This is a genomic window from Methylorubrum sp. B1-46 (genome assembly GCF_021117295.1).
In the GTDB taxonomy this organism is placed as follows: Bacteria; Pseudomonadota; Alphaproteobacteria; order Rhizobiales; family Beijerinckiaceae; genus Methylobacterium.
In genome coordinates this window covers 1,372,073-1,393,124 of the sequence record NZ_CP088247.1, presented here as the reverse complement: position 1 = coordinate 1,393,124, position 21,052 = coordinate 1,372,073, and the positions used below count along the sequence as shown (strand labels likewise).

The 21,052-nt window shown below is 70.2% G+C and carries 15 protein-coding genes and 1 pseudogene; 11 read left to right on the top strand and 5 right to left on the bottom strand.

Going from position 1 to position 21,052, the window contains the following annotated elements:
• Positions 1-43: 43 nt before the first annotated feature.
• Positions 44-523, bottom strand: coding sequence for an MgtC/SapB family protein (locus tag LPC10_RS06610; protein WP_231345981.1), 480 nt, complete (start codon positions 521-523; stop codon positions 44-46).
• Positions 524-611: 88 nt separating this feature from the next.
• Positions 612-1,829: a Na+/H+ antiporter NhaA gene (gene nhaA, locus LPC10_RS06605; RefSeq protein WP_003599711.1), complete on the bottom strand. Its 1,218-nt coding sequence runs from the start codon at positions 1,827-1,829 to the stop codon at positions 612-614.
• Positions 1,830-2,058: 229 nt separating this feature from the next.
• On the opposite strand from nhaA, the gene LPC10_RS06600 reads away from it, so the two are divergent.
• Positions 2,059-2,829 carry a potassium channel family protein gene (locus LPC10_RS06600; RefSeq protein WP_147025456.1) on the top strand — a complete coding sequence of 257 codons (771 nt, stop codon included), beginning with the start codon at positions 2,059-2,061 and terminating at the stop codon, positions 2,827-2,829.
• Between the two features lie 347 nt (positions 2,830-3,176).
• On the opposite strand, the gene LPC10_RS06595 is transcribed toward LPC10_RS06600, so the two are convergent.
• Positions 3,177-3,416 (bottom strand): mechanosensitive ion channel domain-containing protein, encoded by a 240-nt coding sequence (locus LPC10_RS06595; protein WP_231345980.1) that lies wholly within the window; start codon positions 3,414-3,416, stop codon positions 3,177-3,179.
• 158 nt (positions 3,417-3,574) lie between these two features.
• Between LPC10_RS06595 and LPC10_RS06590 the strand changes: the two genes are divergently transcribed.
• The 3 genes from LPC10_RS06590 (at position 3,575) to LPC10_RS06580 (ending at position 6,060) form a co-directional block, all read left to right on the top strand.
• Complete coding sequence (locus LPC10_RS06590; RefSeq protein ID WP_147018131.1) at positions 3,575-3,835, top strand: hypothetical protein; 261 nt, start codon at positions 3,575-3,577, stop codon at positions 3,833-3,835.
• A gap of 91 nt (positions 3,836-3,926) precedes the next feature.
• Positions 3,927-4,454, top strand: a complete 528-nt coding sequence (locus LPC10_RS06585; protein ID WP_231345979.1) for a DUF421 domain-containing protein — start codon at positions 3,927-3,929, stop codon at positions 4,452-4,454.
• A gap of 325 nt (positions 4,455-4,779) precedes the next feature.
• On the top strand, positions 4,780-6,060 hold the full coding sequence (locus LPC10_RS06580) for a sodium:proton antiporter (protein WP_231345978.1): 1,281 nt from the start codon (positions 4,780-4,782) through the stop codon (positions 6,058-6,060).
• 455 nt (positions 6,061-6,515) lie between these two features.
• Here LPC10_RS06580 and LPC10_RS06575 read toward each other — a convergent pair whose 3' ends face one another.
• Both LPC10_RS06575 and LPC10_RS06570 read right to left on the bottom strand, forming a co-directional pair.
• On the bottom strand, positions 6,516-9,311 hold the full coding sequence (locus tag LPC10_RS06575) for a PAS domain-containing sensor histidine kinase (protein ID WP_231346982.1): 2,796 nt from the start codon (positions 9,309-9,311) through the stop codon (positions 6,516-6,518).
• A 300-nt stretch (positions 9,312-9,611) separates the two neighbouring features.
• Positions 9,612-10,403 (bottom strand): annotated as a pseudogene (locus LPC10_RS06570) (ATP-binding protein); the annotation flags it as partial.
• Positions 10,404-10,710: 307 nt separating this feature from the next.
• Between LPC10_RS06570 and LPC10_RS06560 the strand changes: the two are divergent.
• From LPC10_RS06560 to LPC10_RS06530, 7 genes are all read left to right on the top strand, one after another.
• Entirely contained in the window at positions 10,711-11,061 is a 351-nt protein-coding gene (locus LPC10_RS06560; protein ID WP_231345977.1) for a DUF3140 domain-containing protein, read from the top strand.
• 3 nt (positions 11,062-11,064) lie between these two features.
• The gene (locus LPC10_RS06555; protein ID WP_231345976.1) at positions 11,065-11,256 is read left to right on the top strand and encodes a hypothetical protein; all 192 of its coding nucleotides are present in this window, start codon (positions 11,065-11,067) and stop codon (positions 11,254-11,256) included.
• 142 nt (positions 11,257-11,398) lie between these two features.
• Positions 11,399-13,786, top strand: a complete 2,388-nt coding sequence (locus tag LPC10_RS06550) for an EAL domain-containing protein (protein WP_231345975.1) — start codon at positions 11,399-11,401, stop codon at positions 13,784-13,786.
• Positions 13,787-13,868: 82 nt separating this feature from the next.
• Entirely contained in the window at positions 13,869-14,231 is a 363-nt protein-coding gene (locus tag LPC10_RS06545; protein WP_231345974.1) for a hypothetical protein, read from the top strand.
• Positions 14,228-15,973, top strand: coding sequence for a methyl-accepting chemotaxis protein (locus tag LPC10_RS06540; RefSeq protein ID WP_231345973.1), 1,746 nt, complete (start codon positions 14,228-14,230; stop codon positions 15,971-15,973). The genes LPC10_RS06545 and LPC10_RS06540 overlap by 4 nt, the downstream gene beginning before the upstream one ends.
• Positions 15,974-16,452: 479 nt before the next feature.
• Complete coding sequence (locus LPC10_RS06535) at positions 16,453-16,590, top strand: DUF1236 domain-containing protein (protein WP_231345972.1); 138 nt, start codon at positions 16,453-16,455, stop codon at positions 16,588-16,590.
• Positions 16,591-16,870: 280 nt separating this feature from the next.
• The gene (locus LPC10_RS06530; protein ID WP_231345971.1) at positions 16,871-20,857 is read left to right on the top strand and encodes a PAS domain S-box protein; all 3,987 of its coding nucleotides are present in this window, start codon (positions 16,871-16,873) and stop codon (positions 20,855-20,857) included.
• Positions 20,858-21,052 lie beyond the last annotated feature (195 nt).

Below are 21,052 nucleotides of genomic sequence, written 5' to 3'. Positions count from 1 at the left end.
CCGAGCCCGGGCGGGTGGCACTTTCCCGTTCATCGACATCGGCTCAATCCTCCGTTTCCTCCCGGGCGAGCCCGAACCGCTTGAGCGCGGTGATCCGCACCAGGATGGCCAGCCCGAAGCCCATCGCCACCGCGAGCAACGTGAACTGCGCCGCGCCGGCCACGATGCCGGCCGAGGCCGCGAGCCAGACGCTGGCGGCCGTCGTGAGGTTGCGGACGGTTCGCTCCGCGTCGCCCCGGGCGACGAAGATCATACCGGCCGCGATGAAGCCGATGGCCTGCGCAAGCCCTTGGATGACGCGCAGGGGATCGGCGTCGCCGCCGCGGGCCTGCACCTCGGCGTAGAGGCTCAGGGCCGAGGTGGTGATGACCGCGGAACTCAAGGCGACAAGGGCGTGCGTACGGATGCCGGCGTCCTTGCCCTTGCGCTCCCGCTCGAAGCCGAGCGCCAGCCCGCAGACCGTGGCCGAGCCGAGTCGGAGGAGGATGTCCGTCAACGAGATGGCGGTGGCGTCGAGAAGCATGAACGGGTCCGGTCCCCCCGGGAGGTTTGGCGAGTGTCGAGGGTTCAACACGCGCCGGCCGCCCCCTTTCCCGGATTGGCCCGCTCGGTCAGGCCGGGCTTGGCCGCGCGCGTTGCTCCCTCGGGGTGGCGACCAAGAGGACGAGCGCCCCGGAGATCATGCAGGCGACCGAGCCGGCGAGCACGCCGATCTTGACCTCCGCCTCCAGGGCCGGCGCGTCCGCGAAGGCGAGCAGGCCGATGAACAGGCTCATGGTGAAGCCGACGCCGCAGAGAAGCGAGACGCCGTAGACCTGCGCCCAGGTCGCGTGGGCCGGACGCTGCGCCACCCCGAGGCGCACCGCGGCGAGAACGAGGCCGAACACGCCGAGCTGCTTGCCGACGAACAGGCCGAGCGCCACGCCGAGCGTGACCGGGTCGAGCAGCATGTGCGGGGCGAACCCGGCCAGCGACACGCCCGCGTTGGCGAAGCCGAAGACCGGCAGGATCAGGTAGGCCGACCACGGCTGCACCGCGTGTTCGAGGCGGTGCAGCGGCGAGGTCGGGTCGTCCGGCTTGCCCACGCTCAGCCGCAACGGCACCGTCATCGCCAGGAGCACCCCGGCAACGGTGGCGTGCACCCCGGACCTGAGCACGAGGACCCACAGGACCACGCCGAGCAGGAGGTAGGGCCAGAGGCGGGCCACGCCGGCCTTGTTCATCCCGTACAGCACGGCGAGGACCAGAGCGGCCCCGCCCAGCATCGGCAGCGACAGGTCGGCGGTGTAGAACACCGCGATGATGAGCACCGCGCCGAGGTCGTCGATGATGGCGAGCGCCGTCAGGAACACCTTCAGCGATACCGGCACCCGCGATCCCAGCAGCGCCAGGACGCCGAGGGCGAAGGCGATGTCTGTGGCGGCCGGGATCGCCCAGCCCCGCAGCGTCTCGGGCGAAGACCAGTTCACGGCGGCGTATACGAGGGCCGGGGCGGCCATTCCCCCCGCCGCGGCCAGCCCCGGCAGCACACGGTCGGGCCAGGTCCGCAGGCGCCCGTCCAGCATCTCGCGCTTGATCTCCAGCCCGACGAGCAGGAAGAACACGGCCATCAGGGCGTCGTTTATCCAATGAAGGACCGAGAGCGGGCCGAGATAGGCCTTGAGCGCGGCGAAGTAGGTGTCCGCCAGGGCGGAGTTCGCCACCACGAGCGCGAGCGCCGCGCTGGCCATCAGGACGAGGCCGCCGCCGGCCTCGCTGACGAGCGTGTCGCGCAGGGCCGACAGGGGACGGCGGCGAGGCCGCGCAACGGCATGGGGGGAGGACGACACGGGCACGGGTCTCCGGCGCTGGCGGCCCGACCAGCGCTCGTCCTGCCGGTCCGACCGACGGACCGCGCACCCTCGTGCGGGCTATCGCATCGGCGTGCGGCAGGCACAACCCGGCCCCGGTGACGACACAAGGCGGGTGCGACGGGCGGCACCCCGTTCAGGTGGCCGGAACCGTGTCCGGTGTACGGGTTTCGGCCTCCGAGCCCCGCGAGCGAGCATTTCCAGGCGCATGCCACACCTGACAGAGAGGCTTCGAGCCCTGTACGAAGGCGACACCGACCGCGCCCACCGCTTCCGCTACGGCCTGCTCGCCTTCGACCTCGCCACGCTGCTGTTCATCATCGTCTCCTCTTTCATGCCGCGCGAACCGCTCGTCGAGGGCGTCGACGTGCTGATCGGGGCGGCGGTGACCGCGGACTTCCTGTCGCGGCTGGCCATCTGCCCGCGGCCGGGCCGCGAGTTCCTGCGTCCGACCACCTGGGCCGACCTCGCGGCCATCGCCTCGTTCCTCGCGCCCATCGTCGGCGAGGGGGCGGGCTTCCTGCGCATCCTGCGCACCCTGCGGCTGCTGCGCACCTACCAGCTGCTCGACCGCCTGCGCGCCGACTTCCCGTTCTTCCGGCGCAACGAGGAGGTGATCATCGCGGCGGTGAACCTCGCGGTGTTCGTGTTCGTGATGACCGGCATCGTCTTCGCCACGCAGCACGGGCGCAATCCGGCCATCGGCAACTACGTCGACGCGCTCTACTTCACGGTCACCTCGCTGACGACGACGGGCTACGGCGACGTCACCCTGCACGGGACCGGCGGTCGCCTCGTCTCGGTGGTGGTGATGATCTGCGGGGTGACGCTGTTCCTGCGCCTCGCCCAGGTGCTGTTCCGGCCCTACAAGGTACGCTTCCCCTGCCCGACCTGCGGCCTGCAGCGGCACGAGACGGACGCCGTGCACTGCAAGGCCTGCGGCACCGGCCTGAACATCCCTGACGAGGGCGCCTACTGAGGAGGGCGCTCAAGCGCGTTCATCCCCGTCGGCCCCTCTCCGCTGCCATGTGACCTGCCAGCGGCCGAGCGGGGGATTCCGGCCGGCGGGCCAGCCCTCGCACAGACGAGAGCGGTTTCCGTAGGTCTCCTCGGCCTGGTCGTGGAACAGCACCTGGCTGGTCGGGTACGGCAGGTCGATGCCGGCGGCGTTGGGCGCTTCCTTGGCGATGGCGGGTCGAGGGCATCGACCGCGTCGCGCCGCCGGGGCGGATCGATTTACAGCCGGGCGGTCATGTCGACGCCGGCCGCTCCCAGCCCCGTGACCTGGGCCTCGGGCGGCGGGTCGGCCAGCACGCCCTCGGTTAGTCACCGGGAAGGTGAGGCGTCGCCTCTCGTGCGCGGTGATGACCGTGATCTTGTCCACGAACAGCGTCGCATTCGGGGCAGCACACGCTGGTTGTCGTAGGTGCAAAGTACTGTGGCCCGCACCCAGGCGTCCTCGACCGTGTACTCGTGGCTGCCCGCCTGGATCTGGTCGCCGATGACGAAGGGCTGCGTCGGCAGGATCAGGATGCCGGCGAGCAGTTTATGCAGCGCGCCGTTCACTTCCCATCCCGCCAGGAACCAAGCCGTTCGGGGAATACTTGCAACTCGGCATACCCGTCGCACGGGCGCATCGAACGAAGCGAGATCTCTTGGTGACCGCCGGTCGTCCTCTCCCTTATGGTTGTATCGCGGCCATCCTATTTGCCGGTGCCGTCGCGATGCTCTCGGGGGTCGTGGCGCTGCCGGCCGCCGCGCAGTCAGCCGGCAGCGCCATCGACCAGCCGACGGCCGGAACGCTCCCGCCCGGGACGTCGACGGTGAAGGACGATGGCGCCGCACCGCGCGAACAGCCCTCCGGCCAAGTCGCGCCGCCGAACGTCATCCAGTCCTCGACGGAGGTGATGCAGTCGGAGGGGACGGTCCAGGGCAAGGGAGGCGGGACGCACCCGGTCAAGCATCTGCCCAAAGACATGCGCTGACGGCCGGTTCCCGCACCCGTGCGGGCCGGTCTCCCGAATTGCCCGACGCGGTGGCGCAGCCCGCAGTCGACAATCCAAGAGGTCACCGTCGATGTTCTTCGACACTTGGCACGGCTTGCTCCGGGTCCTGGTCGTCGGGCCACTGGCCTATCTGGCCCTCATCCTGTTCCTCAGGATCTCCGGCAAGCGCACCCTGACCAAGCTCAACGCCTTCGACCTCGTCGTGACCGTGGCGCTCGGCTCGACGCTGTCCTCCATCGTGCTGACCAAGTCGGTGGCGCTCCTGGAAGGCGTGCTCGCCCTGGCGACGTTGATCGGGCTTCAGTTCCTGATCACGTGGTCGAGCGTGCGCTCGCCCACGGTCAAGGCGCTGATCAAGTCGGAGCCGACCCTGCTCGCCCATGACGGACGTTTGGTCGAGGGCGCGATGCGCCGCCAGCGGATGACCCGGGACGACGTCCTCGCGGCGTTGCGCTCCGAGGGTCTCGACGACCTTTCGCAGGCCGCCGCGGTGGTGCTTGAGACCGACGGGTCAATCAGCGTGCTGAAGGCCCTGTCCGGGCGCGGGGACGGGCTGAACGGCGTCGCGCGGCCGGGGACGGACCGGTCCCGCTCGTGACGGCGCTCGCGCACGTCACGGTGACCGTGGAGGCCGCGCCCCTCGCGACCGCGAGCCGCATCTCGCTTGTCCCGGCCGAGAGGCAGGTGGTGCGGCTGCTTCCACGGAGGCGGTTTCGCGGTGGTCTCGGTAGAATGTCTCGGCGCCTTTGGCTCGGACCACTTCCCTTATCTCCTGCGTCTCCGCGGCCGGTCCGGCGCAGGCCCGGCGGCGGAGGCGCCGCGGGAGGCCAGGAACGTCGGCGCGACCGAACGACTGCAGGCACATTGAGCCTGCTTTCTGCGAAGCCCCAAGCACCCGCCTGCGGCCTAAGGGGGGAACGCTCGTGATCTCCATCTTCGACCTCGCCGCTCTGCTGCTGACCCTGTCGGCCCTGTTCGGCTGGCTGAATCACCGCTACCTGCGGCTGCCGCACACCATCGGCCTTTTGGTGATGGGGCTGCTCGCCTCGCTCGCCCTCGTCGGCCTCGACTTGGCCTTCCCATCTCAGCACCTCTACGAGGATCTGACGCAGGTCCTTCGCCAAGTCGACTTCACCGACGTGGTGATGAACGGCATGCTGGCCTTCCTACTGTTCGCCGGCGCCATGAGCCTGGACCTGCGCGCCCTGCGCAACCGGGCCTGGGCGGTGGCGACGCTCGCCCTCGTCGGCACGCTGATCTCCACCGCCATCGTCGGAGGCGCCTTCTGGTTCGCGGCCGACGCCCTCGGCCAGCCCGTCCCCCTCGCTTGGGCCCTCGTGTTCGGCGCGCTGATCAGCCCGACCGACCCGGTCGCGGTACTGGCCACCCTCAAGAACGTGAGGGTGCCGGAGGCGCTTGAGGTCGAGATGCAGGGCGAGGCCCTGTTCAACGACGGCATCGGCATCGTGCTGTTCACGGTCCTCGTCGCGTTCGCCGCCGGCTCGGCCGGGGAGGCGACCAGCGCCGGCGGCGTCGCCCGCCTGCTCCTGCAAGAGGCCGGCGGCGGGCTCGTCCTCGGCGTGGTCACTGGCTACGTCGCCTACCGGGCCATGCGGGCCATCGACGACTTCCCCGTGGAAGTGCTGATCACCCTTGCGCTCGTCGCCGGCACCTACGCGCTCGCGCAGAAGCTCCACTTCAGCGGCCCGCTCGCGGTGGTCGCGGCGGGGCTGCTCGTCGGCGACCGGGCGCCGCGCGACGCGATGAGTGACGAGACGCAAGGGTACGTGTCCTCGCTCTGGACCCTGATCGACGAGGTGCTGAATTCTGTGCTGTTCCTGCTTATCGGCTTGGAGGTCTTGGTCCTGCGCTTCCAGGCCGGCGGGCTCGTCCTCGCCGCGTGCGCCGTCCCCATCGTGCTGGCCGCGCGGCTCGCGGCAGTCTCGGCGCCGCTCCTCGCCTTCCGGTGGGGCGGCAACCTCTCGGCGCGCAACGTGCCGTTCCTGACCTGGGCCGGCGTGCGCGGAGGCATCTCCGTTGCGCTGGCCCTTTCCGTGCCGGAGGGCGAGCACAAGCCAGCGCTGCTCGCCGCGACCTATGCCGTCGTGCTGTTCTCCATCATCGTCCAGGGCTCGACCCTCGGCCTCGTCGCCCGCCGCATGGTCGATGGGGCCGGTGGCAGCCGCAGGTCACCGGCGCCGTGATGACCGTCATGCGTATTGCCCTCGCATCAGCATCCGCTCTGGCGTCAGAAGCGGACCTTTGATCGTTTAAGGCTTAAGGTCTCCTACTGGCGCATAGCCGAACCGGCGGCATGCGAACACCTGACCCCTTACAGACCTTCGAGCCTCCCGGCCCAGATGTCCGCTCCGTAGGAAAAAGCGGACCTGTAGGCGGCGGCCACGACATCAGCATGTCATGGCCCATTTAGCGGCTGTCGATGCGGGCCAGGCTTGCGCCGTGTGCGGCGTCGGCGGCGACGTTGCCGGCGCTCTCGCCGTGCCGCACGATCCACAACCGGCTTGGCCAGCGCTGCTGCATGGGGTGGTTGTCCTCCTGCGGTGTCCGGCAACGTCCGTCGGGCATGGCGGTTCACGCGAGACAGCGTCGGCACTCACTCACGGTCACCGAGCCGCCCCATGCCTGACGGACGTTGGCGTCACGCCTCGATCATGTCCCGGATGCGTGAGGCCAGGGCTTCCATCACGAACGGCTTCGTGAGCACCTGCATGCCCGGTTCCAGGTAGCCGTTGCCCACCACCGCGTTCTCGGCGTAGCCGGTTATGAAGAGGACCTTCAGCCCAGGCCGGGTCACCCGGGCCGCGTCAGCGACCTGCCGCCCGTTCATGCCGCCGGGCAGGCCCACGTCGGTGATCAGGAGGTCGACCCGCGTGTCCGACTGCAGCACCCTCAGCCCGGAGGGACCGTCCGCCGCCTCGATGGCTGCGTAGCCCAGGTCCTCCAGCACCTCGGCCACCAGCATGCGCACGGAGGGCTCGTCGTCCACGACCAGCACCGTCTCCCCGGGTTCAGCCCGGGGCGCGTCGGCAAGGTCCGTCAACGCCCCGCTTGCAGGGACGTCGCCGTGGTGGCGCGGCAGGTACAGGCACACGGTCGTGCCCTGCCTGACCTCCGAGTAGATGCGCACTTGTCCGCCCGACTGCTTCGCGAAACCGTAGATCATAGACAGGCCCAGCCCGGTACCCTGGCCGATGGGCTTCGTCGTGAAGAACGGGTCGAACGCCTTCGCGATCACGTCCGCGCTCATGCCGGCGCCGGTGTCCGAGACGCACAGCGACAGGTACTGCCCGGGCGGCAACTCCCTCTCCCGGGCCGCGCGATGGTCGAGCCACCTGTTGGCGGTCTCGACCGTGATGCGGCCTCCGTCCGGCATGGCGTCACGGGCGTTGATGCAAAGGTTCAGGAGCGCGTTCTCAAGCTGGCCCGGGTCCACGAGGGCCGGCCACAGACCGCCGGCCCCGACGACCTCGATGTGGACGGACGGTCCCACGGTCCGGCGGATCAGCTCCTCCATGCCGTGGATCAGGGCGTTCACGTCCGTCGGCTTCGGGTCAAGCGTCTGCCGGCGTGAGAAGGCGAGCAGGCGGTGCGTCAGCGCGGCCGCGCGCTTAGCCGCCCCCTGCGCGGCCGTCATGTACCGGTCGATGTCGGTCAGGCGGCCCTGGCTCATGCGGGTCTGCAGCAGCTCCAGGCTGCCGGAGATGCCGGTGAGTAGGTTGTTGAAGTCATGGGCGATGCCGCCCGTGAGCTGGCCCACAGCCTCCATCTTCTGCGACTGCCGCAGCGCCTCCTCGGTCTCCGCGAGCGCCTGCGCCGCCTCCTTCTCCGCCGTGACGTCCCGCCCGACCGCGTGGATGAGGTCCTCGGCCGGAACGGCAGTCCACGAGAGCCAACGGTAGCTGCCGTCCTTGGCGCGGTAGCGGTTCTCGAAGCGCAGGGTGGTCAGCCCTTCCGACAGCTTGCCGACCTCGGCCAGCGTCGGCGCGACGTCGTCCGGATGGACGAGGTCCATGAAGGCGCCTCCGACGAGGTCGCGCTCGCCCCAGCCGAGCAGCGTCGTCCAGGCCGGGTTCACCGCCTCGATGACGGCGTCGTAGCGGGCGACCAGCATGATGTCCGTGGAGAGCCGCCACATGCGGTCCCGGTCGGCGGTGCGCTCGGCCACCAAGCCTTCGAGTTCCTCGCGCGAGCGCGCCAGCACGTCCCGCGCCTCGACGATGTCCTGGATGTCAGTGCACGTCCCAAACCAGCGCGTGATGCGTCCGGCCGCGTCGCGCATGGGCAGGGCGCGGCCGAGCGTCCAGCGGTACTGCCCGGACTTGTGCCGCAGCCGGTATTCAATCCGATAGGGCTCGCCGCTCGCCAGGCACTCACCCCAGACCTTCAGGGTCCGCTCTCTGTCGTCCGGATGGACGATGCCCTCCCACTCCGCGCCGTCCGTCGTTCCCGCCGGCACGCCGGTAAAATCGTACCAGCGCTGGTTATAGTAGTCGTGGTAGCCGTCCGCTCGGGTCGACCAAACCATCTGGTCGATGGAGTTGGCGATGGTCTGGAACCGCGCCTCGGCCTCGCGCAGCGCGTCCTCGCGCTCGCGCCGCTCGGTCACGTCCCGGTAGAACAGCGCAAGCCCTTCGGGATGCGGGTAGGCGCGTACTTCCAGCCAAGCCGCGTGCCCGTCCGGCCAGATGTAGCGATGCTCCAGCGTGAGAGAGACGCGCTCGCGCATGGCCCGCAGGTACATCTGCCCGATGGGCATCGCCTCAGAGCCCGGGTAGACTTCCCAGTGCGAATGCCCGACGACCTGATCCGGCGGTCTTTCCTCCAGGCGGAAACCCTCGGTGTTCATCTGCAGGATGCGAAACTCGTGGTCGAGGAGCATGAAGCCCTCGCCCATGCCTTCCAGCACGCCGGACGCCCCTGCCTCGCTGGCGCGCAGCGCCTCCTCGGCCCTGACCCTGGCGGTGGTCTCGGTGCAGGAGCAGAACATGCCGCCCACGACGCCGGCATCGTCGCGGATCGGCGAGTAGGAGAAGGTGAACCAGGTTTGCTCGTCGTAGCCGTGCCGGTTCATCGTGAACGGCAGGTTCTCGGCCCAGGTCGCTTCGCCGGCCATGGCGCTCTCGACGTAGGGCGTGATGGCCTCCCAGATCTCGGGCCAGATCTCGTGGAAGCGGCGCCCGAGGGCGGCCGGGTGCTTGTCGCCCAGGATCTCCGCGTAGGCGTCGTTGTAGACGAAGGCGAGGTCCGTCCCCCAGGCCGCGAACATCGGGAACCGGGAGCCGAGCATCAGGCTCGCGACCGAGCGCAGCGCCTGCGGCCAGGTTTCCGGCCAACCGAGCGAGGAGGACGACCAATCGTGGACGCGCATGCGCGCCCCCATCTGGCCACCTCCCGACAGGAAGGCAACGGTCGGGGGCGCGGCGGTCTTGGACATGCTCTGCGGTGGGGCCTGGATGGGAAACGCGGCGGCCAGGGTGGTCTCCTTGCCGGCCGGGGATGCAGGGCCGGCCATGATACGCGGTGATGGCGAGTTTGCGGCCACTCCCGCCACGAACCCTAGGCAGGCTCTGGCGGAGAGCTGAGGCCAAACTGAAACCGCTTCGGGACACGAGCGGTTGCAGCACCCCTCCTCGCATCGACCCGACTGCCCCCGCATGCCCCCGAAGCCTTCCGGCCGCCGACCGTCGCCCCTGGCCGTCGAGGACGAGGCCTGAGCGGCCGTCCGGCGGCGGACTCAGCCCCGCCGCAGGGGGAGGCGCTGGAGGATGCGCGAGATCTGCTCGGCCGAGTAGGGCTTGTGCAGGAGCTCGAAGCCGTGGCCGTCTTCCTGGGCGAGCACGTGGCTGTAGCCGGACGTCAGCACCACCGGCAGGCCCGGCTTCCGCCGCCGGATCTCGCGGGCGAGGTCAACGCCGTTCATGCCCGGCCTGACGACGTCCGAGAACACGGCATCGAAGTCCGCACCGTCCGGGCCGAGCAGCGCCAATGCCTCCCCCACGTTCGCCGCCCAGGTCGTCTTGTACCCGAGATCCTCCAGGATCTGCGTGGCGAAGCGGCCGACCTCGACGTTATCCTTGACAACCAGCACCCGCTGGCCCGACCCACCCGTCCCCGCCTCCAAGCGGTCTGCCGCCTCCTCCCCGCCCCCGGCCCCCTCGACCTGCGGCAGGTACAGGGTGAAGGTTGTGCCGTGGCCGAGCGCGCTTGCCACGTCCACGTCGCCGCCCGACTGCTTGGCGAAGCCGAACACCTGGGACAGGCCGAGCCCAGTTCCCTTACCCACCTCCTTGGTGGTGAAGAACGGCTCGAAGATTCGCCCGACCACCTCCGGCTGGATGCCTGAGCCCGTGTCGGCCAGCGACACGGCGGTGAAGGGGCCGGGGGCGGGGGCATGCCCCCGGATGGCCGGCTTCGGCGTCCCGCAGGCCAGCCGCAGGGTGAGCGTGCCCTCACCGTCCATCGCGTCGCGGGCGTTGACCGCCATGTTCACCAGGGCCGTCTCGAATTGGCTGCGGTCGGCGCGCACTGCATGCCATCGCGCAGGACGAGACGCTGAAGAACCTCTACGCGGGCTAAGCTTATCAGTACGACCAGGCCGCCGCCTACCGCTCGCTCGCAGTCATCGCCGAGCGGGCCGGCCAGTCGGACAAGGTCACGGGCTTCCGCGCGGCCGTCGAGGAAGAGACGCAGGCCGCCGAGGAGATCGCCGCCCTCATCGAGCGGGTCACCAAGACCTACCTCGACCTGACGCTGAGCGGCTCCAAGGCCGATAGCTGACCTCAATCCCGGGCGGCGCCCAGCGGGGTCGCCCATCACCCGACCGGAGACGAACGATGGCGGCGAACGAGGACCACGAGGAGAGCTACAAGGAGTTCAAGGTGGTCGTGAATATGACGGCCTCGGCCCTGGAGAAGCACCTCAAGAGCGAGGAGAGCCAGTCGGTCGGTCAGAAGAAGGACGGCGGCGAGTCCACGGGCCACGTCGAGCGCCGGCGCATCGTCGAGATGCAGCACAAGAAGAAGTCCGAGCTCACGGATGAGGACTATGGGCACATGCGCAAGGTCGTCGGCTACGTGCGCCGGCACCTCAAGCAGGGCGGACCGAAGGACAAGGACGCGGTGAAGGACTCGCCCTGGCGGCTGTCGCTGATGAACTGGGTTTACGACCCGCGGAAGGACGCCTGAGGCATGGACGATCCCACGCCGGTCAACGTCACCGTCGAGGCCTGCGGCGAGAACCACGGCCAGTACCGTTGGCACCTGACCGACGCCGACGGCGTCTCCGTCAGGGTCTCGCCGGAGGCGTACGGCGCCGCGGCGGACGCGGGCGCCGCCGGGCAGGCGGCCCTCAAAGCGTTCGGGGCCGTCGCCCAGGCTTGAACGGGAGCACGGAGTTGCGACCGGGCGCCGCAGCAAAGCTTCAGGACGCAGCCTGTGGATCCATATGCCGATTGCACGCCATTAAATCGATCTACACGGACGTGGCCCAACATGGTGATTCGAACGTCCCCAGGGCTGCCCTATGCTCACCGTCGTTGGATGCCTCGTCGAAGCTCATGACTTCCGGCTTGTCGCCTTGGCGGCTGGCATCTGCGCCCTCTCGGCCCTGACGACGATCTGCCTCGTCAGCCACGCGCGCAGGGCGGGCGGGTGGGTCCAGGCCGGATGGCTCGCCGTCGCGGCGACGGCGGGCGGGTCCGGCATCTGGGCGACCCACTTCATCGCCATGCTCGCCTTCGCGCCGGGCGTGCCGAGCGGCTACGACGTGGCGCTCACCGGCCTGTCCCTCGCCATCGCCGTCGCCCTGGTCGGCTTTGGCCTGTCTCTCGCTGTCCTCGTCGGGGGCCGGATCGCAGCCTGGGCCGGCGGCGCGATCCTCGGGCTCGGCATCGCGGCGATGCACTACACCGGCATGGCCGCCTACGACGTGGCCGGCGACAAGACGTGGGATCCCGCAACCGTCGGCGTCTCGCTCGCGCTGGGCGGCATCCTCGGCGCTGCCGCCCTGGCGGCCCAGCTCGGCGCCCGCGGCCTCGTTCGCCAGGTGCCGGCGGCGCTCCTGCTGCTGCTTGCCATCTGCAGCCACCACTTCACCGCCATGGGCGCCGTCACCGTCACGCCCGACCCAACACGCGCCGTGTCGGAGGCCGCGATCCCGAACGCCTGGCTCGCGGTGGCCGTGGCCCTCGCGAGCTTCGCCATCCTGCTGCTGGCCGGGGCCGCACTCGCGCTCGACGTGCGCGACCGCCGCCACGCCAAGGTGGAGGCCGACCGCCTGCACAGCCTCGCCAACGCCGCGGTCGAGGGGCTCGTGGTCTGCACCGGCGACGCGATCGTCAGCGCCAACCGCAGCTTCGCCAAGCTGGTTGGCTTGCCGCCCGGTGCGCTCGCGGGCACGGCCCTATCGGCGTACCTGCTGGGCGACGCGGCCCGGCTCGCGCTCGCCGGCCAGCCCGAGCGCCGGGTCGAGGCCGAGCTGCGCCGGGCCGACGGGACGCTCGTGCCGGTCGAGATCATCATGCAGCCGGTCGATCATGCCGGTCGGCCGCACTACGCCGTCGCCGTGCGCGACCTGCGGGCGCGGCGCCAAGCCGAGCGCCAGATCCAGTTCCTCGCCCACCACGACGCCCTCACCGGGCTGGCCAACCGGGCCAGCTTCGCCAAGCGCCTCGACCAAGAGCTGCGCGCCGCCGACGCGGGCGGGCGCAAGCTCGCGGTGCTCTGCCTCGACCTCGACCGCTTCAAGGAGGTAAACGACCTATTCGGCCACGCCGCCGGCGACGCCATGCTGGAGAGCGTCGCCCGCATCGTCGCGGGCGAGCTCGACGACACGCAGATGATAGCGCGGCTGGGCGGCGACGAGTTCGCCGTGCTGATGCCGTGCGAAGGCCCCTCCGAAGCCGGCCGCCTCGCCGAGCGCATCCTGGAGGCGCTGCGCGCCGGCAGGGCGGACGCAGGCGGCCCGCAGATCGCGACCAGCATCGGCGTAGCCCTGTATCCGGACGACGCGCAGGAGCGGGCCTCGCTCCTAAGCTACGCCGACACCGCGCTCTACCGCGCGAAGTCGGAGGGGCGCGGCACCTACCGCTTCTTCGAGGCCAAGATGGGCGTGGAGGTGCGCGAGCGCCGCCTGCTGGAGCACGACCTGCGCCACGCCGTGGCCCGTGGCGAGATGCAGCTCGTGTACCAGCCTCAGACCGACGTCGGCTCGGGCGAGGTAATCGGCTTCGAAGCGCTGCTGCGCTGGAAGCACCCGGAGCGCGGCTACGTCTCGCCCGCCCTGTTCATCCCCATCGCCGAGGAAAGCGACGCCATCCTGCAGATCGGCGAGTGGGTGCTGCGCGAGGCCTGCCGGGAGGCAGCGACCTGGCCGAATCCGCTGTCCATCGCCGTCAACGTCTCGGCGGTGCAGATCCACAGCCCGTACTTCGTCGGGCTGGTGCATGAGGTGCTGCTCAAGACCGGGCTGGCGCCCGGCCGCCTTGAGGTCGAGGTGACCGAGACGGCCCTGATCAGCGACCCGAACCGGGCGCTCCTCACGCTGCGCCAGTTGAAGGCGATCGGCCTGCGCATCGCCATGGACGACTTCGGCACAGGCTACTCGTCGCTCTCGAACCTGCGCTCGTTCCCGTTCGACAAGATCAAGATCGACGGCTCGTTCGTGCGCTCCGTCGACAGCAACGAGCAGACCGCGGCCATCGTGCGCTCGGTGCTTGGCCTGGGGCGCGGCCTCGGCCTGCCGGTGCTGGCGGAAGGCGTCGAGACCGACGCCGAACTCGGCTTCCTCGCCGCCGAACAGTGCCACGCTGCCCAGGGCTACCTGATGGGCCGCCCGTCGCCCATCGGACAGTTCGCCCAGCACACGCACGGCACGGTTCTCGTCGTCGCCGACGACCGGAAACGCGCCTGAGCCTGTGGGCGGGGGCGAGCGTCGATCTCGCCCGCATAAGGGTGTCGGGTCGGCTTGGACGGGGGCGGGCATGAAGGGGCGCATGACACGAGACACGTCCACGACGCTCCCGCCGCTCCGGGTCGCCGCTTTGACATGCGCCCTGGTCGCCGGCTGCGGCCTCGCCCCGGTCGCCCTCGCCCTCGCGCCACGCCCCGGCGAGCCCGTCGCGGTCCTCACCCTCTTCCCCGACGCCCCAATCCCCAAGGCCGTCGCCGCCTCGGGCGCCTCCATCCTGTGGCTCTCCACCGGCGGGCACGTCGCGGTGCTCGATGCCTCCGGGCGCGACGCCGCCGCCGACCTGCGCCGGGCCGGCGCCTTCCTCGTCCTCGCCGCCGGGCCCCTGGGCGCCTGCTTCCCGGGCTACCGGTCTCCCCCAATCCTCACCGGATCATCCCCATCATGACCGACAGCAGCAGCCTCGACCGCCTTCGCCTCGCCTTCCTGCCGGTGATGCTCGGCGCGCTCGGCGTGCTCGCCGCCATCGTCACGGCATTCGCCTGGTGGCGGGACGTTATGCCCGTGCTCGTGACGGTCCTCGCGGTCCTCCTGCCCGGCGCGACCCTCGCCGCCGCCCGCCGGCACGGGGCGGCGGCCATCACGCGCCACCTCTCGTCGGCCGCCATGATGATGCTGGTCGGCCTGCTGGTGCTGGCCGCCTCGGGCACGCACCTGCAGATCGACCTGCACATGGTCTTCTTCGCCGCCCTCGCGGTCGCCGCCGGCTGGTGCTGCTGGTCGTCCGTCCTCGTGGCGGCCGGCGTCGTGGCCGTCCACCACCTCGCGTTGAACGTACTCTACCCGGCCGCCGTGTTCCCGAACGGGGCCGAGTACCTGCGCGTCGTGCTGCATGCCGTCGTCCTCGTCACCGAGGCCGCCGCCCTGGTGCTGGCTGCCCGCCAGCTCGCTAAGGCGCTAGCCTCCGCCGAGGCGGCCACCCGGCAGGCCGCCGACAGCGTGTTGGCGCAGCGCCGCGCCGAGGCGGAGGCCGGCCAGAACCGTAACCTGGAGGCCCACCGCCAGCGCCGCCTCGGCGAGGTCGTCGCCAAGTTCCGCGACGCCCTCGTCGAGATCGAGCGCACGGTCGAACGCGAGACCGGCGGCATGCGCGAGACTGCGCTCGCCCTCAGCGGCGTCGCCGAGCATTCGAGCCGTCAGGCGGCCGCTTCCGAGGCCACGGCGTCGGCGACGGCGCAGAACGTGCTCTCGGTCTCGGCGGGGGCCGAGGAACTCAGCGCCTCCATCTCCGACATCGCCGGCCAGACGGAGCGGGCGAGCCAGCTCATCGCGCGCATGACCGAGATCGCGCGGACCACGAACGAGGAGGTCGAGCAGCTCGCCGTCGTAGCCGACCGCATCGGCACCGTCATGGGCCTGATCAAGTCGGTGGCCGATCAGACCAACCTCCTGGCGCTCAACGCCACCATCGAGGCGGCACGCGCCGGCGCCGCCGGCCGCGGCTTCGCGGTTGTGGCCTCGGAGGTGAAGGCGCTGTCGGGCCAGACCATGCGGGCGGCCGACGAGATCGTGTCCCAGGTGGAGGCCATCCAGGCCTCGACGCGGCGCACCGTCGGCTCCGTCCACGCGATGGCCTCGGCCACGCAGGAGGTGAACGCTTTGACCACGTCGATTGCCGTGTCGGTCGATCAGCAGCGGGCGGCGACGCAGGAGATCTCCCGCACCGTGGCGCAGGTCGCCCAGGGCAGTTCCGAGGCGCACGCCGGAGCCGTCTCGGTCTCGCAGGCCACCTTGGAGACGCAGCGGCACGCCGACAGCGCCCTGTCCGCGTCCGAGTCCCTCAAGGCGGTCGCGGCCGACCTCGCGCGTTCGGTGACCCAGTTCGTGCAGCGGGTCACGACCGACCTGGAGGAGCGCCGCGGCACGGTTCGGGGCACCGTCGACGAGGCGGCCTTCCTGCACGTGCGGGGGCGGCGGCATTCGGTGCGCCTCGCGGAGGTCTCCTCCCACGGCGCCCGCATCGCGGGCGCCCCGCAACTTGCGCCCGGCGAGGCGGTCGAGTTTGAGACGGCCGATGGGGGGCGCACGCCGGCGGCGGTCGCGTGGAGCGAGGGCGGCACGGCGGGGCTCGACGTCCGCGCCGGCCTGCGCCACCCGGCCCTCGAAGGGAGACTCGGCGTGGCGGCCTGACGGTAGCCCACGCCTGGCCGGCTCGCCGACCGCCATGACGTCGACTACCTCCGACACCGCCGACGTTACGCCACCGCGGAAGCGGCCTGAAGCTCCGGGGCCTTCCAGGAACCGAGGCTGTTGGGAAGGGTGAGATACTCAAAGCGGCCGCTCGCACGCCTGCCCGGCCTCAAAAACCCCAAGCTACGCACCGCGTCCCTTCCGCCCGTGGCCCGGCGAGCGTGTGTCGGGCGGGCGAACGCAGCGGCGGGCGTGACGGCGCCTCGGAGCGGACCGGCGAGCGCGGCGGTCGCGGCGAGACCGGGGTCCGAGGCGAACATGGCGGGGCTGGTGCCAGCCGCGGCGAAGCTCGCGGAGCGGTGAGCCGGCTCGACACGACCAAGCGCACCGAGTTCCGCCAGTCGATCACGCGCTCCGGCGTCAGCCGTGTCGACAACGTGAACTTCAGCCTTAGTGTCTGAACCGCGATCCCACGCTCCGTGACCCTGCACCCACTCCCGGCGGCGGTGATCAGCTTGGTGCCGGCCTACCAAAGCTACCGCTTCATCCTGGTGTGCGACGATATCGTCAACATCGACCCCGATACCTACGAGATCGTGGACGTCATCCCGGCCTGAGCCAACTCGACGGTAGCCGCAGCCGGGGTCCGGGCTCGCCCGCGGGAGCCCGGACCCCGATGATCTGGTAGAACAATCGTGTCCGCGGCGATTGCGTAGCCGGCCGGCACGGCCTACGCCGGCCGGCCATCCCGAGCGAGAAGGCCTTTCTTCGAGTTGGACCGCAGAGCACCACCCGTTCCGGACACGTCCCCCGTCATGTCCGATACTCGATCCGACCGGCCAGCGGTCCCGACGGTACACGCACGCCGCCGACGCGTCCAAGCCGCAGGCGCCGACCGTGTGTGAGGCGACGAAGCTGCGCCAGCTCGACGAAGCCACTCCCCGATACGAGGCTCACTGCCAAGCCATCTTCGACAGTACCGTCGACTTCGCCGTCATCGCTACCGACCCCACGGGACGGATCACCGCCTGGAACCCAGGCGCCGAGCGCATCCTGGGTTGGCCGGCCGAGGAGGTGCTCGGGCAGCCCTCCGCGATCTTCTTCACCCCGGAGGACCGCGCCGCGGGCCAGCCGGCGGCGGAGATGCGCCACACCATCGAGACCGGACGTGCGGCCGACGAGCGTTGGTACCTGCGCAGGGACGGCTCCCGCTTTTGGGCCAGCGGCGAACTCATGCTGTTGCGTGGCCGCGACGGTGCCAACCTGGGCTTTCTCAAGATCCTGCGCGACCGTACCGAGGCTAGGGCGCGGGAAGGCGAGGCCCGCCGCGTCCGGAACGAGTTGCAAGTCGTCACTGACGCGCTGCCGGTGCTGATCTCCTTCATCGACGAGGACCACGTCTACCGGTTCGCGAACCGGCACTACGAGACTTGGTTCGGACGGCCCGCGAGCGAGATCCTCGGCCGGAAGGTCCGGGATATCCTTGGGGAGGAGGTCTACGCGGAACGGCTCTCCTACATGGCGCGGGCGCTGGCCGGCGAAGAAGTCACCTTCGACGCGCCCATGCCGTACCGGGACGGCACGTTCCGGCAATCGGAAATCCGCTTCCTCCCATGCCGGACCGAGGACGGGACCGTGGACGGCTTCTTCGTCATGGGCACCGACATCGCCGAGCGCCAGCAGGCGCAGGCCGACCTGCAAGAGGCCGAGGACCGCCTCAGGCTGGCGCTCGAAGGATCCGGTACGGGCATATACGACTATGACCTCGTGACCGGCGCGCTGACCTGGGACGCGCGCACCCGCGCCCTGTTCGGGCTGTCGGCGGACGACCCTGTCTCGTACGAGGACGCCTTCCTGCCCGGCGTGCACCTGGACGACCGCGAGCGGGCCCATCAAGCCGTCCAGGCGGCCATCGGCTCGCCCGAGGGCTTCGACATCGAATACCGTGTCATCGGGCGCAGCGACGGGGTCGAGCGCACGGTCGCCGCCAAGGGCAACACCGTCTACCGTGACGGCAAGCCCGTGCGCTTCGTGGGCACAGTCCGCGACATCACCGAGCCCCGCGATGCCGAGGCGCAGCTGCGTCGGCTGGCCGCCCTCGTCGAGCAGTCGAGCGACTTCATCGGCATCGCGGGCCTTGACGGCAAGGCCGAGTTCCTGAACGAAGCCGGCCGTAGGCTCGTCGGGCTTGCCAACTTGGAGGAAGCCCGCCGCTACGAGGTGGCTGACTTCTTTGAGCCGAGCGACCGCCCGACGGTGCTCGGGCAGGTGCTCCCGGCGGTTCGCGAGACCGGTTTCTGGGAGGGTGACCTCGCCTTCCGCAACTTCGTGACCGGCGTTCCGGTCCCCGTCCACTACACCCTCTTCCCTGTCCGCGACGCGGGGGGGGCGGTCACTGGCTACGGCACCGTCACCCGCGATCTTACCGAACGCCGACGGCAGGAGTCGTTCCGGGATGCGCTGATCGCGTTCGGGGACAGGCTGCAGGCCTGCGCCGACACCGCCGAGATGGCGGCGGTCGGTGCAGAGATCATGGCGCGAACCCTCGGCCTGGATCGGGCCGGGTACGGCACGGTCGACGAAGCGCTGGAGCACATCGAGATTGAGCGGGACTGGACGGCGCCCGGTGTTGCTAGTGTAGCAGGCCGTCACCGCTTCGACGACTACGGCGAGGTCCATGCTGGCCTGGAACAAGGCCGCGAGATCATCATCCCGGACGTGACCACCGACCTGCGGACCGCCGGAAATCCGGGGCCGCTCCTCAGCATCGGCGTCCGGGCCCTGATCAACGTGCCGGTGATGGAGCACGGTCGCGTCGTGGCGGTGTTCTTCCTGCATGACCGCAACGTGCGGGATTGGCGGCCGGACAAGCTCGTCTTCATCCGCGACATCGCCGAGCGTACCCGAGCGGCCATCGAGCGTTACCGCGCCGAGGCGAGCCGGCGCGAGAGCGAGGAGCAGTTCCGGGTCTTCGCGCAGGCCATCCCGAACCAAGTATGGGCCGCATACCCCGACGGCGCGCTGTACTGGTTCAACGACCAGTTCTACGCCTATTGCGGCGAGCCGACAGGAAGCCTGCTCGGTCCGGATGCTTGGGCCAGCATTGTCCACCAGGACGACGTCGGACCGACGTCGGCCGCCTGGGGCGGGGCCCGCGCGACCGAAACCATCTACGAGACCGAGTATCGGCTGCGCCGCGCCGACGGCGCCTACCGCTGGTTCCTGGCGCGGGGCGAGCCCGTACGCGACGCTGCCGGGCGTATCACGCGCTGGGTCGGCACCAACACCGACATCGACGACCAGAAGCGCGTCGTCGCCGAGTTGGCGCGGCTGGCCGGCAACTTGGAACAGCAGGTCGAGGAGCGCACGCGCGATCGCGACCGCATGTGGCGCCTGTCCTCAGACGTGATGCTGGTGGCGCGCTTCGACGCGACCATCGTGGCGGTCAACCCGGCCTGGACCGCGCAGTTCGGCTGGAGCGAGGACGAACTGATCGGGCGCTCCTTCATGGAGTTCGTCCATCCCGACGACGCGACCTCCACCGCAGCGGCCGCGGGCGACCTCTCGGCCGGGACGGTCATCCCGCGCTTCGAGAACCGCTACCAGCACAAGGACGGCAGCTACCGCTGGCTGTCGTGGACGGCGGTGCCGGACGAGGACTACATCCACGCGGTCGGGCGCGACGTCCAAGTCGAGAAGGAAGCCGCCGAAGCGCTCGCCAATGCCGAGGAGGCCCTGCGGCAGTCGCAGAAGATGGAGGCGGTCGGCCAGCTCACCGGCGGCATCGCCCATGACTTCAACAACCTGCTCGCTGGCATATCTGGTTCGCTGGAGCTGATGCAGACCCGACTCGCCCAGGGACGGCTGACGGATCTAGACCGCTACATGACTGCCGCCCAGGGTGCCTCGAAGAGGGCTGCGGCCCTGACCCATCGGTTGCTGGCCTTTTCGCGGCGCCAGACACTCGATCCGAAGCCGACCGACGTGAACGCGCTTACCCACGGCATGGAGGAGCTGATCCGGCGCACGGTCGGCCCGGCGATCCACATCGAGGTGGTCGGGGCCGCGGGCCTGTGGCCGGCGTTGGTCGACCCGCCGCAGTTGGAGAACGCGCTTCTGAACCTGTGCATCAACGCCCGCGACGCGATGCCGAACGGTGGGCGCATCACCATCGAGACCGCCAACAAGTGGCTCGACGAACGCGCTGCCCGGGAGCGGGACCTGCCCCCAGGGCAGTACCTGTCGCTCTGCGTATCCGACACGGGCACCGGCATGACGCCCGAGGTCATCGCGCGCGCCTTCGACCCGTTCTTCACGACAAAGCCGACCGGCCAGGGCACCGGACTCGGCCTTTCCATGATCTACGGCTTCGCCCGGCAGTCGGGTGGGCAGGTGCGCATCTACTCAGAGGTAGGCCAGGGCACCACGATGTGCATCTACCTGCCTCGTCATGACGGGGTCGCAGAGGGCGCCGAGAGCATACCGGACCTCGCCGCCGCGCCGCGCGCTGGGCAGGGCGAGACGGTGCTGATCGTCGATGATGAGCCGACCGTGCGCATGCTGGTGACCGAAGTGCTGGAGGACTTGGGCTACACCGCCATCGAGGCGGCTGATAGCGTCGCCGGCATGAAGGTGCTGCAATCGGACGTGCGGATCGACCTGCTAGTGACCGACGTGGGCCTGCCCGGCGGCATGAATGGACGGCAAATGGCGGACGCCGCACGGGTCGGCCGTCCGGACCTGAAGGTTCTGTTCATCACCGGCTACGCCGAGAACGCTGCGGTCGGCAACGGCCATCTGGAGCCCGGCATGGCCGTGCTGACCAAGCCGTTCGTCATGGAGGCACTCGCCTCGCGCATCAAGGAACTCATCGCGGCGTCCTGACCCTCGGCACCGCGCCGCCCGAACGGCTCGGACCGATGGGGCTCCTCCTGAATGGCTCCATCCGGAAGCCGCATCGGTAACCTTGGCGGGCGGGTAAGCTGCACCAAACAGCCGTTATGCGCTATGCAAGCGTGATTCGTTCGCGGTCGGCCGGCTTCCGGCGTCCGGCATGGCGCACGGGTGTCCACCCCGCGC

What these genes read in the sequence shown, in the direction of transcription:
- LPC10_RS06560 (WP_231345977.1), top strand. Translation starts at nt 10,711, where the DNA reads ATGGCGGCGAACGAGGACCACGAGGAGAGCTACAAGGAGTTCAAGGTG.
- LPC10_RS06600 (WP_147025456.1), top strand. Translation starts at nt 2,059, where the DNA reads ATGCCACACCTGACAGAGAGGCTTCGAGCCCTGTACGAAGGCGACACC.
- LPC10_RS06575 (WP_231346982.1), bottom strand. Translation starts at nt 9,311, where the DNA reads ATGTCCAAGACCGCCGCGCCCCCGACCGTTGCCTTCCTGTCGGGAGGT.
- LPC10_RS06550 (WP_231345975.1), top strand. Translation starts at nt 11,399, where the DNA reads ATGCTCACCGTCGTTGGATGCCTCGTCGAAGCTCATGACTTCCGGCTT.
- LPC10_RS06610 (WP_231345981.1), bottom strand. Translation starts at nt 523, where the DNA reads ATGCTTCTCGACGCCACCGCCATCTCGTTGACGGACATCCTCCTCCGA.
- LPC10_RS06545 (WP_231345974.1), top strand. Translation starts at nt 13,869, where the DNA reads ATGACACGAGACACGTCCACGACGCTCCCGCCGCTCCGGGTCGCCGCT.
- LPC10_RS06540 (WP_231345973.1), top strand. Translation starts at nt 14,228, where the DNA reads ATGACCGACAGCAGCAGCCTCGACCGCCTTCGCCTCGCCTTCCTGCCG.
- LPC10_RS06585 (WP_231345979.1), top strand. Translation starts at nt 3,927, where the DNA reads ATGTTCTTCGACACTTGGCACGGCTTGCTCCGGGTCCTGGTCGTCGGG.
- LPC10_RS06590 (WP_147018131.1), top strand. Translation starts at nt 3,575, where the DNA reads ATGCTCTCGGGGGTCGTGGCGCTGCCGGCCGCCGCGCAGTCAGCCGGC.
- LPC10_RS06555 (WP_231345976.1), top strand. Translation starts at nt 11,065, where the DNA reads ATGGACGATCCCACGCCGGTCAACGTCACCGTCGAGGCCTGCGGCGAG.